This window comes from Microcoleus sp. K4-B3 (assembly GCF_036704615.1).
Lineage (GTDB): Bacteria > Cyanobacteriota > Cyanobacteriia > Cyanobacteriales > Microcoleaceae > Microcoleus.
Window position 1 is genome coordinate 83,283 of record NZ_JAUBSF010000006.1, and the last position, 12,518, is coordinate 95,800.

General features: G+C 45.1%; 12 protein-coding genes and 1 pseudogene. 10 read left to right on the forward strand and 3 right to left on the reverse strand.

Annotated features, from left to right (window positions below):
- Positions 1 to 157: 157 nt before the first annotated feature.
- Positions 158 to 541, forward strand: a complete 384-nt coding sequence (locus QUA78_RS05250) for a hypothetical protein (protein WP_333398631.1) — start codon at positions 158 to 160, stop codon at positions 539 to 541.
- 117 nt (positions 542 to 658) lie between these two features.
- Here QUA78_RS05250 and QUA78_RS05255 read toward each other — a convergent pair whose 3' ends face one another.
- Entirely contained in the window at positions 659 to 2,017 is a 1,359-nt protein-coding gene (locus QUA78_RS05255) for an FAD-binding oxidoreductase (protein ID WP_333398632.1), read from the reverse strand.
- A 145-nt stretch (positions 2,018 to 2,162) separates the two neighbouring features.
- Positions 2,163 to 2,924, reverse strand: a complete 762-nt coding sequence (locus tag QUA78_RS05260) for a class I SAM-dependent methyltransferase (RefSeq protein WP_333303229.1) — start codon at positions 2,922 to 2,924, stop codon at positions 2,163 to 2,165.
- A 278-nt stretch (positions 2,925 to 3,202) separates the two neighbouring features.
- On the opposite strand from QUA78_RS05260, the gene QUA78_RS05265 reads away from it, so the two are divergent.
- The 6 genes from QUA78_RS05265 (at position 3,203) to QUA78_RS05290 (ending at position 10,745) form a co-directional block, all read left to right on the forward strand.
- A complete protein-coding gene (locus tag QUA78_RS05265) occupies positions 3,203 to 4,672 on the forward strand; it encodes an adenylate/guanylate cyclase domain-containing protein (RefSeq protein ID WP_333303230.1) in 1,470 nt (489 codons plus the stop codon).
- Between the two features lie 384 nt (positions 4,673 to 5,056).
- Positions 5,057 to 6,469, forward strand: coding sequence for an adenylate/guanylate cyclase domain-containing protein (locus QUA78_RS05270; RefSeq protein ID WP_333303231.1), 1,413 nt, complete (start codon positions 5,057 to 5,059; stop codon positions 6,467 to 6,469).
- 215 nt (positions 6,470 to 6,684) lie between these two features.
- A complete protein-coding gene (bioA, locus tag QUA78_RS05275) occupies positions 6,685 to 7,989 on the forward strand; it encodes an adenosylmethionine--8-amino-7-oxononanoate transaminase (RefSeq protein ID WP_333303232.1) in 1,305 nt (434 codons plus the stop codon).
- A 17-nt stretch (positions 7,990 to 8,006) separates the two neighbouring features.
- Positions 8,007 to 9,050 carry a biotin synthase BioB gene (gene bioB, locus QUA78_RS05280; RefSeq protein ID WP_333303233.1) on the forward strand — a complete coding sequence of 348 codons (1,044 nt, stop codon included), beginning with the start codon at positions 8,007 to 8,009 and terminating at the stop codon, positions 9,048 to 9,050.
- Positions 9,051 to 9,284: 234 nt separating this feature from the next.
- Positions 9,285 to 9,896 carry a methyltransferase domain-containing protein gene (locus QUA78_RS05285; RefSeq protein WP_333303234.1) on the forward strand — a complete coding sequence of 204 codons (612 nt, stop codon included), beginning with the start codon at positions 9,285 to 9,287 and terminating at the stop codon, positions 9,894 to 9,896.
- A gap of 174 nt (positions 9,897 to 10,070) precedes the next feature.
- Positions 10,071 to 10,745 carry an SDR family oxidoreductase gene (locus QUA78_RS05290; protein ID WP_333303235.1) on the forward strand — a complete coding sequence of 225 codons (675 nt, stop codon included), beginning with the start codon at positions 10,071 to 10,073 and terminating at the stop codon, positions 10,743 to 10,745.
- 140 nt (positions 10,746 to 10,885) lie between these two features.
- Here QUA78_RS05290 and QUA78_RS05295 read toward each other — a convergent pair whose 3' ends face one another.
- Positions 10,886 to 11,365 carry a hypothetical protein gene (locus QUA78_RS05295; RefSeq protein WP_333303236.1) on the reverse strand — a complete coding sequence of 160 codons (480 nt, stop codon included), beginning with the start codon at positions 11,363 to 11,365 and terminating at the stop codon, positions 10,886 to 10,888.
- An 82-nt stretch (positions 11,366 to 11,447) separates the two neighbouring features.
- Between QUA78_RS05295 and petN the strand changes: the two genes are divergently transcribed.
- The 3 genes and pseudogenes from petN (at position 11,448) to QUA78_RS05310 (ending at position 12,469) form a co-directional block, all read left to right on the forward strand.
- Complete coding sequence (gene petN / locus QUA78_RS05300; RefSeq protein WP_071883976.1) at positions 11,448 to 11,537, forward strand: cytochrome b6-f complex subunit PetN; 90 nt, start codon at positions 11,448 to 11,450, stop codon at positions 11,535 to 11,537.
- Between the two features lie 92 nt (positions 11,538 to 11,629).
- Entirely contained in the window at positions 11,630 to 12,229 is a 600-nt protein-coding gene (locus QUA78_RS05305; RefSeq protein WP_333303237.1) for a DJ-1/PfpI family protein, read from the forward strand.
- Positions 12,226 to 12,469 (forward strand): annotated as a pseudogene (locus tag QUA78_RS05310) (DUF167 domain-containing protein). The gene QUA78_RS05305 and the pseudogene QUA78_RS05310 overlap by 4 nt, the downstream one beginning before the upstream one ends.
- The last annotated feature ends 49 nt before the right edge of the window (positions 12,470 to 12,518 follow it).

The following is a 12,518-nucleotide window of genomic DNA, read 5'->3' on the forward strand; positions in this document are numbered from 1 at the left end:
ATCGAAGTAATACAATCAATGGTGGACGGATTCGCAGTCAATTGTAGGGACACGGCATTGCCGTGTCCTTAGCCCCAGCCAAGTAATATAATATTTAGTCGCAAGTCAGAATATTGTTTAGATAGAATTGTTTTTTTGAAGGTTCAACTAATAAATTATGAACACCAAAACTTCTAAATCGGGCAAATTGATGATTGGGATTGCTGCAAGCGCGATCGCATCCTGTGCTCTGTTCTCGCCTCAAGCAAGCTTCGCTCAAGCCAGCGGTTTAAATAATGCCCAACCGCTGCAAGACTTTCAAACTCAAGACAATACCGACCCATTTTCCGGCCGCAGCAGCGGAAGCGCAATATTTGATTTAATTCACAGATCCCAATTGGGAGGCGGCCGCAGCATGGAAGAATTTAATAGCGAACAGCGTCAAAATTTGAACGATGCGGCAGCAGAATTTCGCAACAAACAGCGCCAACTACTGGAAAAGCAAGCTGTACCTTCTGAAGGGGCGATCGCACCAGCAGAAATTACCGCCCCCGTCCCTTAAATTTACAACTGCTGTTTGCTCATTTCTCAGTCCGCGTGGGCAAAGCCAGCGCTTAGGCGGACTTCGTTTGTCTAGCAGCGATTTCAATCGCCGAATCTTATCTAAAAACCATCGCCCTTAATCCCGTTCCAACCACGCCCGCATTTTACCCGGATTAAGCAAACCGTAAGGATCGACCAACTCTTTAAACTGCAACTGTTCCACATTAATACTTTTCATCCCTCCATCTTCCAATATATAAGTGTGAGGATTAGCAATCATTGCACCTTGCTCTTCGTGATAGCGAATAATTTCATTGAGCCGTGATTCCGTAGTGTAGCGAACTATTTGCAAAGCCGCGGCGATCGCCCTGCCGTTCATCCGCAAAAACTCCAAGTGCATCATCACCTCATCCCCATAATAATTGTACAGTTCCTCAATCAATTTCAAACCTTTATCTGCGGGAAAAATCGTCTGCAAATAAGTCAGAGACGGGTCAGCGCTGCGAGCGTGCAGAGTTGTATGATTCCAAGTAAATTCAGCAATTGCTGCACCTTTGCTCGCAGCTTGCGCGTTTTTTTGATAGCAAATTGTGCCGCCATATTCGCGCACCAAATCTTGCAGCGGTTCCAGACAAGATTCAGCTACCATTAACAAAGCGCAGTGCTTACCTTCAGGAATCTCCTCGCGGAAAGCAGCAAAATAAGCAGGAATCGGCCAAGCACAAACACAAATTAGTTTTTTGATAATTCCGTCCGCATCGCCCAAGGCTTGACCGAAGTTGGCCGATGTCATAAAATCGTCAAAAGCGACGATGATTTCCGCCCAAGCATAAGCAGGGGCGAGGGGAATTTCTAACTCAGTAATAATCCCATTTGTGCCGTAAGCGTGATTGACTTTTTGCACTTCATCGCCTCGCAATTCGATGACGCGGGGCTCGTCTTCCATTGTAACGACTCGAACGGCATGAAGATTTCCCCGATCGCGCAATTGCCCGTAAGTTATCGAACCAATTCCCCCGCTACCGCCGCCAATAAATCCCCCAATCGTTGCGGTGCGATAGGTTGAGGGAACCATCCGCAATTCCCAACCAGTTTCTCGCGCTTGTTTGTCGAAAACCGACATTTTCACCCCCGGTTCTACGCAAGCTAAACCCGGTTTTATCCAGCGGATACTGTTCATTTTGCTGGTATCTAAAATGACGCCGCCCTTGAGGGGAATGCACTGCCCGTAATTGCCCGTTCCTGCACCTCTAACAGTTAGCGGAATTTTGAATTTGACGCAGGCTGCCGCAATCCGCAAAACTTCGGCTTCGCTGGCGGGACGAACGACTAAATCTCCTGTTTTATCACTTAAGAGAGGTTGCAAAACAGGACTGAAGTGATAATAGTCGTGAGATAGCTTGACAACTTGCGCGCGATCGCTAATTATTTCAATTCCCGATAGTTCCGAAGAAAAAGCATCCCAGTCAATACTTTGAATCGCAGTTGCAGTCATTTTGTTTCCTCAATCCTGACAGGATTATATATTTTTTCAAGCATAACTTAGTAACCTCAAATACTAACTGCAATCTTTCTTTAAGCAGTAAGGTGCTTATTCGCGCACCCTACATATAGAAGTTCTGTCTCGCAGACTGCTTTTTTCAATTAACAAATCCCCCAAACACCGCCATACCGTAGTATTTCCAAGGCACTGCAACAGTGTCAAATCTAGCTTTTACCAGCATTTCCAACTGTGCCGAAAGTGTAGCTAGGCGATCGGGATTAGAATAGCCGTAAGAGACACTCGTCCCCACATTTGCCCGAATTTCGGCTAACGTTTCCCCCTGATTTAGCGCCCAATCTTCTCGGGCCGCTTGATAAATATCTTTCATTGCTGCTGATTCTGCTAAAAGAGGATCGGCATTCCAAAAACAGCCACCACCATTTAAACTTTCGCGAATGCGTTGAAACAATTTCAACTTCATCTCGTCCTCAAGATGGTGAATTGCCAGAGATGAAATGCAAGCATTGAATTTATCACCCAAGCCGGAGAAATTTGGATTGTTCGCCCATTCTCCAAAATCCATTTCTATACCAATCCACCGGGCTGCGTATCCTGCCGACTCTATTTTGGCGCGGGCAAAATCAAGCATTCGCGGCGAGTAATCGACAGCAACTATTTCCGCAGACGGGTAGCGTTGGAGAACTTTTAAAGTGAGTTCCCCCGTACCGCAGCCGAGTTCTAAAATGCGGTGGTTTGCACTAGCAATGCAGCCTGTTAATACATCCAGCATTTCGTCATATTTAGGTAAAATTCGCCGAATGCCGGTATCAAAATCGGCAGTATTGACGAAAACTTCTCCCGGAAAAATTTCGTTGTTCGTAGGTGAGACAGTAGAGTCAGAATTCACATCGGCAACCATAGACTACAATTGCTATCCTAACCGAGATAGAGCAAAAAGTTCGTGAAGTAAGGACACGTCAGTGCCGTGTCCTTAGCTGATATCTCAACTGAAAACCGTTATAAAGTTATGCGTACTTTTACGGAGAACCCCTACACTCGCTGTAAATAACAATAAACCATCCCTTGCACTACGCCGTCTGGGTTTAGCCCGACGCCGACAAAGCGACCTGAAAAAGCAGTGTTATGTTAGTAGTGCGTAAAATCACTTAAAGATTCAACCTCACATTTGAGGATACCATGCGCCAGTTAATTTCTCGCAGTCGGGCTGCCATCAGCCAATTAATTTACAAGCGAATTCTCCTTGCGGTGACAATTTTATTTTGTGTAGGTGTAGGAGTAGCGATGGCAAATATGTCTCGTCTTTCCTCCACCCTAATTGAATCGCAAGCCCTCCAAAATGCCACCCTCTATGCCCAAGCTATTAAAGAAGCCCGCACCCTTTACAGTTCGGATGTTGTCAATCCTCTTAACACAGCTAAAACAATTAACTTTACCCACGACTACAACCCGACAAAAGTAACAGTTCCCGTACCTGCCACCTTCTTAATAGAACTCGGCAACCATATCACCCAAAAAAATCCCGAAGTATCAGTTCGTCTCTACAGCGACTACCCGTTTCCCTGGCGGCGAAAAGAAGGCGGAGCTCGAGACGATTTTGAACGGCAAGCTATTACCTATTTGATGAAAAATCCGACAGAAAAATTTTTCCGCCGTGAGGATTTTCGCAGCAAGCCAGCATTTCGATATGCCGAGGCAGATATTCTAACTCCTAGCTGCGTTAACTGTCACAACACTAACTCCTTCAGTCCCAAAAAAGACTGGAAAGTGGGAGATGTACGGGGGATATTAGAAATTACTCAACCTCTCGATACCATCACTCAAAATACTCGCAGCGAACTGAAAAACCTGTTTTTACTGTTAGTAGGACTTTCAATCTTAGGGGTAACAGGATTAACTGTATCTATCAGCAGGTTGCGCCAAAATGCTAAACAATTAGAACAGCGCGTCAGGGAACGCACGGCACAATTGCAAGAAACTAATGTAGAATTGGTAAAAGAACAGGAAAAGTGCGATCGCCTGCTGCTCAATATTTTACCCGAATCCATTGCTGCCAAGCTAAAAAACGGTCAAAGCAGTATTGCTGACGGCTTCGCAGAAGTCACGATTTTGTTTGCGGATATCGTAGGCTTTACCGTGCTTTCAGCACAAATATCTCCCGAAGAATTGCTCAAGTTTCTCAACGAAATTTTTTCTGCCTTCGATGGTTTGACGGAAAAGTACGGCTTGGAAAAAATCAAGACAATTGGAGATGCTTACATGGTAGTGGGAGGTTTGCCAAATCCCAGCACCAACCACGCCGAAAGCATTGCGGAAATGGCTTTAGATATGCAGGAGGAATTAGCAAAATTCAATGCCAAACATCATGCAGGAATTAACATTCGCATCGGCATCAATACCGGGCCTGCAATTGCGGGGGTTATTGGCACTAAAAAATTCATTTACGACCTCTGGGGCGATGCCGTTAATACAGCAGCCCGCATGGAATCCCACGGGATTGCCGGCGCTATTCAAGTCACACAATCAACTTACGATATCTTGCAAAATAAGTATCTGTTTGAAGACAGAGGAATTATCCACGTCAAAGGCAAGGGCAATATGAATACTTATCTGCTTGCAGGCAGGTTAGTCAGCGCAGTTTCGGTTTAATTTGTTTATTATATTATGAAGGGGTCTGCTAGTTAGTCCGGAGTCAGTCAATTTTAGATTTTAGATTTTAGATTTTAGATTTACTGCACAGGTGAATCTGGGATCTTGAACTTTGGTCTAAAATTTTTATATATCCACGAGTTAAGTCGGGGGCTGGTATCCGTTTTTGGGTGGGTCATCAGTCATTCGTTGTTAGTCGTCAGCCAAGAACTAACAGTTAATAGCTGCTGGCTGTTGGCTGCTGACAATTACAGGAATTACACAGAGGATGTGAGGAACCCGGTTTCGACGCAGTTGATTTGTTGACAAACCCAAAATTTATTACGAGAAACCGGGTTTATTTTCCTATGTCCTACATTAGCCATTTGCAAAATAGTAAATTTTATGCCAGCGCGGATTTTATCATTCTTGAGTTTTTTCAAATCTCGCTTGTCTAGGCAAATAGCTTTGTGGGTATTTGCTAGCATTCTTGTCATAGAGGGAATTATTTTAGTTCCCTCTTATTTTCGGCGAGAAAATGAACTTTTAAGTCAACTGGAACAGGTATCTCGGGCGACTGTTGATTCCCTAGAGTTTTTGCTCCAACAAGATATTTCCGATCGCACTTTTTTGCAAGAAGAAGTAAAAAATATTACTAAGGATTCTCAAGTAGTCTTAGGACTATCTATTTACCATGCTAACGGTGAGCTAATATATACACTTGGCGAACCCCCAGAAATCAGTTTAAAGCAACTAAAAAGAACTCGTATAGTTCACAATCACAATTTCGATGACCAGCGGTACGATATTGCTTGGACAGAGCGACATTTTGGAGGCGATTACATCTTAATTGTTCGCCACGATGCTTCCACCGTTCAACCGGAACTCTACGCATTTATCGGGCGGATTGCGGTTCTAGTCATCATTATATCAGCCTTTGTCACTTCGGTGACTATGTTTTTTTTAGGGGTGACAGTAATTGCACCTATCTTGAGATTGCGCGATGACTTGATCGCTGCTGGAGACGCTTTGAGCAAAGATCGAGAAAAACCTGATTTCTACTCTCTCTCTGTCAAGCGCGATGACGAGTTGGGAGAACTCATGGTCGCATTCAATCAAATGTTTCACCGAGTATATAAGGAAATCGCACAGCGGAAACAAGCTGAGGAAATATTGCGCGCCGAACAAGAAAAGTCGGAACGTTTATTACTAAATATCTTACCGGCAATGATTGCCGATCGCCTAAAACAAGGCCAGATAAATATTGCGGACGGATTTGCCGAGGTTACGGTTTTGTTTGCCGATATTGTGGGCTTTACCGAAATATCTTCGCGCACGTCTCCTGAAGAATTAGTCGAATTACTTAACAAAATATTTTCAGCTTTCGATCGGTTGAGCGAGCACTACGGCTTAGAAAAAATTAAGACAATAGGCGACAATTATATGGTAGCAGGCGGTTTGCCACTTCCCTGTACAAATCACGCCGAATCTATTGCCGAAATGGCCCTGGAAATGCAGCAAGAAATTATGAAATTCCGCGACGAATGCGGTAAACCTCTCAATATCCGCATTGGCATTAATACTGGGCCTGTTGTAGCAGGTGTCATCGGCACTAAAAAGTTTATTTACGATTTGTGGGGAGATGCTGTCAATACAGCAAGCCGCATGGAATCTCAGGGGCTTCCGGGTAAAATTCAAGTTAGCAACTCAACTTATGAGTTGCTGTGCGATAAGTATTTGTTGGAAAAGCGCGGTAAAATTAATGTTAAAGGCAAAGGATCTATGACGACTTATTTGCTCAAAGGCAGAAAATTGTAACTGACAAATTTAACCATCGCCCGGGAATACGTGATATGGCGGCAGACGTTGCAGGGCAGCCGCCTTCAACTCCAAACTAGATTTTTTTTGAACGAACCGCGAAGACGCTAAGGACTCGAAGGAAGAGAAGAAGAAACAAAAACAAAAAAAAACTTTATAAGTGAGTTAAAATTGCTATATTAAAAGGCGACTTAATATTAGTTTGATTGGTAAAAATGACTGCGAATCAGGAACATAATTCTTCAAATTCACCGATTTGGCAGCCCTTCACGCAAATGAAAACGGCTGCCCCGCCGCTGAAGGTAATTCGCGGCAAAGGATCGGTGCTGGAATTAGCAGACGGGCGACAAATTCTTGACTGCATTTCTAGTTGGTGGGTGACTGTTCACGGGCACAGCCATCCGGTTCTGGCGGAGGCTCTTTACGAACAAGCTCAAAAGTTAGAACACGTAATCTTTGCAGGATTTACTCACGAACCGGCAGAGAAACTTGCAAGTAAATTGCTAACTCATACGCCTGTTTCTTTAACGCGGATTTTCTTTTCTGATAACGGTTCTACTGCTGTTGAAGTTGCTCTGAAAATGGCATTTCAATATTGGCGCAATCTCGGAGAAACTAACCGCACTAGCTTTATTAGTTTTGAGGGAGGTTATCACGGCGATACTGTGGGCGCGATGTCTGCTGGCAGAAGTTCGCTGTGGTGGGAATCTTTTGCACCTTTAATGTTTGCTGGGGATGTTGTTCCTTTTCCGGCGACTTTTGACGGCGATGAGGAGGTGGAAAGCAAGGAGGCGGCGAGTTTGGAGAAATTGGAGTTTTTGTTAAAGCAGGGCGGCTATGCGGGTATTTTTATCGAACCTTTGGTGCAAGGTGCCGGGGGAATGCGAATGTGCCGCCCTGAGTTTTTGCAGGCGATCGCACAACTTGCCCGCCAGTTTAATGTATTGTTGATTTACGATGAAGTAATGACGGGTTTTGGCCGCACAGGCGAACTGTTTGCCTCTGTTAAATCTGGAACTTCACCGGATATCCTGTGTTTGTCTAAAGGATTGTCTGGCGGCTGCTTGCCAATTGCTGTCACAATGGCATCGGAGGATATTTATCAAGCTTTCTGGCGAGATGAATCGGACAAAGCTTTTTTTCACGGTCATTCTTACACCGGAAATCCTTTAGCTTGTGCGGTGGGTGTAGCATCTTTGGAGCTTTTGGAGCAAAACCCAAATGTGTATCAAGGGATGGAAAAACTGCACCGCAAATATCTGAATCAATGGCTGAGAAATCATCCTAAACTCGAACGGATTCGGACTTGCGGCACCATCGCAGCAATGGATGTGAAAACCGAAAGCGTTTCCGGTTATTTTAATGACATCGGTTCTGTTTTGAAAGCCAGATTTCTCGAAGCGGGGTTTTTGCTCCGCCCCTTGGGAAATACGCTTTACTTGATGCCTCCCTACTGCATTTCTCCTGATGAACTAGAATCGATTTATCGGGTGATTCGTCAGGTTTTGGATACTCTGTAAACCCTTTAATTTTAGTAATGAATTTACCCAATTGGAACGATTTGGCTGACGACGCGCTGGCGGGCAAATGTCTCTCTCGCGAGCAATCTTTAGCCGTATTGCGCGCACCGGATGAGGTTTTGCTGGAACAACTAAACGCAGCTTATCGGGTGCGCCGCCACTACTGGGGAAACCGAGTCAGGCTGCACTATTTGTTAAATGCTCAAAGCGGCCTTTGTCCTGAAGATTGCCATTATTGTTCTCAGTCCAAAATTTCGACTGCGGAAATTGAGAAATATCCGCTTTTAGCTAAGGAGAAAATTCTGGATGCCGCCCAACGCGCAGCAGACTTAAAAGCAGGTACGTTTTGTTTGGTGATTTCGGGCCGCCAACCCAGCGCATCTACTTTCGATCGCGTTGTGGATGCTGTTGAGACTGTGAAGGCAAATTATAACCTAAAAATTTGCGCTTGTTTGGGATTGTTGAGCCAGGAGCAAACTCACCGGCTGGCTAAAGCTGGAGTCGATCGCGTAAATCACAATCTCAATACTTCCGAATCATATCACACGGACATTTGCACCACTCACACTTTTGGCGATCGGGTTGAAACCGTCGAACACGTAAAAGCAGCGGGAATCACAACTTGTTCCGGCGGAATTTTGGGGATGGGCGAATCGGATGATGATGCGATCGATTTAGCCCTTTCGCTTCGCAAGTTGGGGGTTACTAGCGTGCCGGTCAACTTTTTTATTCCGATTCCCGGTACGCCATTTGCAGATGTGAACAGGTTAAATCCCCGCCAATGTTTGCGGATTCTCTGTTTGTTCCGATTTTTGCTTCCCAGTCAAGAAATTCGGATTGCTGGGGGACGGGAAGTGCATTTGCGATCGCTGCAACCTCTCGGACTCTACCCCGCTAATTCTATTTTTGTTGGCGATTATCTGACAACTCCCGGACAAGCTGCACATCAAGATTGGGACATGATTCGAGATGCGGGATTTGCGATCGAATCCCCCGAAAGTTCTCTTTTAGAAGTTGATTCAGCAGTTACCCAATCAAACCAAAAAACACTGGTTGTGTAACTCTTATAGCAGTTTTCAATCGGATGAAATAGAGTAGGACACGGCAATGCCGTGTGCCTACCCAATATCTCTACTTCACGCTTACGCATGGGGAAGAAAAACCGGGTTTCTGAGGTAGCAAATGCGTCATCCTTAAGTTCTTAGATTGTAGCCATAAACCCTTATTCTACGGTTAACATTCTTCAATCTAAAATCTAAAATCTAAAATCTAAAATAATACAAGAGGGGGAAATTGTGGACAAACGCGAAGAAATTACGATCGCAGAATACCAGCTAACTGCCGAATCTTTCCGAGAAGGAACTTGGCATCACGACGTATCCCAAAATCGCGACGCATTGACCGCTGCCATGCCCCGCAATCCCGGTAAAATTCTCGATATAGGATGCGGCCCGGGACGAGATTTAGTAGCGTTCAAGAGCCAAGGACACACAGTTGTAGGCTTAGATGCAACTCCAGCTTTTGTAGAAATAGCTAAGAAGTTATCGGGATGCGAAGTTTGGCAGCAATCTTTTCTGAATCTAGACTTGCCAAATGCAGAATTTGACGGTATTTTTGCCAATGCTTCCCTGATTCACGTTCCCAGCGATGAAATGGTGAAAGTGCTGCAAGATTTGCACAAAGCCTTAGTTGTTAGCGGTGCAATTGTCATGTCAATGTGCCGGGGAAATTGGGAGGGATACGACGAGCGGCCAACCGGAAAACGCTATACTGCCGGATGGGAATATCATACTTTAGCGCCTTGTTTAGAACAAGCGGGATTTGCCATTGTCGATCGCTACTATCGCCCCCCCGGCTTACCCCGCGAAGCTCAATCTTGGGTAGTAATCGTGGGAAAAAAAATCTAACGTAAATTGGAAATTGGGAATCGGTAATTGCGAATCATTCCCCTCTCTTCCTCTGCGCCCTCTGCGCCCTCTGCGGTTAAATAAAAAACATAATTCACCAATTGACAGAGGATGGTTGTATAATAATCCACAGTCAAATAAACCAATTTCTGCACCAATTAAATCAAAATTGATATGACAGAGAAATTCCACATTTTTTTAGCGGGTGCTAGTCGAGGCGTCGGCTTAGAAATCGCGAAATGTCTGACAGCACAAAAGATGCAAGTAACTACACTTTTGCGATCGCCCGCTACCACCACCGAATTAGAAGCAATGGGCATCAAAGTCGTGACTGGCGATGCTTTGGAACTGGCGGCTGTGGAAGCTGCGATGGCTGGCGGCGAGCCAATTCATGCCGCAATCAGCACAATTGGCGGCTTGCCAAAAGATGGAGAAAGATCCGATTATTTGGGCAACAAAAACTTGATTGATGCGGCTGTCAAAGCAGGGGTGCAAAAATTTATTTTAGTTTCATCCATCGGCAGCGGTAACAGTGCCGCTGCTTTGCAACCGCAAGTTTTGGAAACCTTGGGGCCGGTTTTAATTGAAAAGGAAAAAGCCGAAAATCATTTGATAGAAAGCGGGATGATTTATACCGTGATTCGTCCGGGCGGACTCAAGTCGGAACCTGCAACAGGCAACGGTATTTTAACAGAAGATTGTCTAGTGGCTGGAACTATTCACCGGGCGGATGTAGCGCAGCTAGTTTGTCAGTGTTTAGTTTCTGATTCTGCTAACAATAAAGTTTTGTCGGCTGTAGACAGGCAAATGCTTTACGGCAATCCAGAATTTGAGGTATTAAATCTTTAGGGGCGGGTTTAGCGCAAAATAAGCTGTTTCGCATCTAAATTTTATTTTTTGGGCGGGCTAGAAGCCCACCCCACAAGAAAATTGAACTTTTGTGGAACAGGCATCTTGCCTGTTCATAAAAATGCTGCAAGATGTGGCACTCAAGAATCGAAAGGCTTAATCCACGATCGCCCGATCGCCCAATCCAAAACCAAACCCGCGATCGCAAACAATACTACACTCTCGGCACCGCGAACAGCAAACGGCAATAACTCCTGTAGGGCGGGTATCTTCCCGGGTTCAAAAAACAATCCAGCATCCAACTGTCCAAAAGCCCGCACCAACCCAAAAGCCAACACCGCACCAGATTTAAGCTGCGGATTAACATCTCGGCGAATCGCATAGCGGTAAGTCACGCCGAACAAAAAACCGCCCAAAAGTGCGATAGTCCCTCTCAAGGCAAAATTTAGGTCAATTTCCCTTACCTGCAAACTCGCCAGAGAATCCAACCTATCCGCTAGAATTAAGCTATTACCAAGGGCGATCGCCCCAAAACCAAGCAAACAAGACAAAGCAGCAACACTCCCTGCTTTCAAAGATTCTACCCGTTCAGCGGCACTAAAATTTGACGAGTCCTTCACAGCGCCCTCATTTCAAAAATGGCTCAAATTGACTTATCATAAGGTTTGGAGTCACTTTGTACAGTTTGTTCAATAAATAGCTATGGATATTTTGTCACTCGGTTGGGTTTCGGTGCTAGTTCTGTTCTCCTTCTCAATTTCAATGGTCATTTGGGGACGCAACGGTTTCTAGATTCCACAATAGCTTGCGGGGCAAGCTTTTTAACTGCCCCGCATTTTTTTTTAATCCTATTTAATCAAATCAAAATAACAGGAGTTGGAAACATGACAGCCAAAAAAATCTTAATGTTAGTCGGCGACTTTGTAGAAGACTACGAAGTAATGGTTCCTTTCCAAGCACTGCAAATGGTAGGTCACACCGTCCACGCCGTCTGCCCGGAAAAAGCCGCAGGCCAAAAAATTCGCACCGCAATTCACGACTTTGAAGGCGATCAAACCTACAGCGAAAAACCCGGCCACAACTTCACTTTAAATGCCACTTTTGACGAAATCAACCCGGCCGACTACGACGCTTTGGTTATCCCCGGAGGACGCGCCCCAGAATACATCCGCCTCAACGAACAAGTGCTGCAAATTACCCGCTACTTTGCCAACAGCAAAAAGCCGATCGCATCTATTTGTCACGGTTTGCAAGTCCTAACTGCCGCAGGCGTACTCGAAGGCAAACGGTGCACTGCATACCCCGCTTGCAGCCCCGACGTACTCCGGGCAGGCGGCAAATATACAGAAGTTCCCGTTACCGACGCTGTAGTCGATGGCAACTTAATTACAGCCCCCGCGTGGCCGGCTCATCCTAACTGGCTGGCTGAATTTCTGAAAGTTTTAGGGACAAAAATCGAACATTCAGAAACAATCGAAGCATGACTGTTTTCACAGTCAAAGTAAAACCGCATTCCAAACAGCAAAGCATCGCAGAACAACCAGACGGCAGTCTTACAGTACATCTCAAATCGCTGCCAGTCGATCGCACAAGCCAATCAAGAATTAATCATGCTGTTGGCGAAAAAGTTTAAAGTGCCGAAATCTGCGATCGGCATTAAATCCGGTTTTTTCTCCAGAAATAAACTTGTGGAAATTCCAATCGAACCTGTAACTGAGAAATAAAGGTAATAACAAATCTATCTAAAGAGGGATACAGACTCAACTTTAAAAT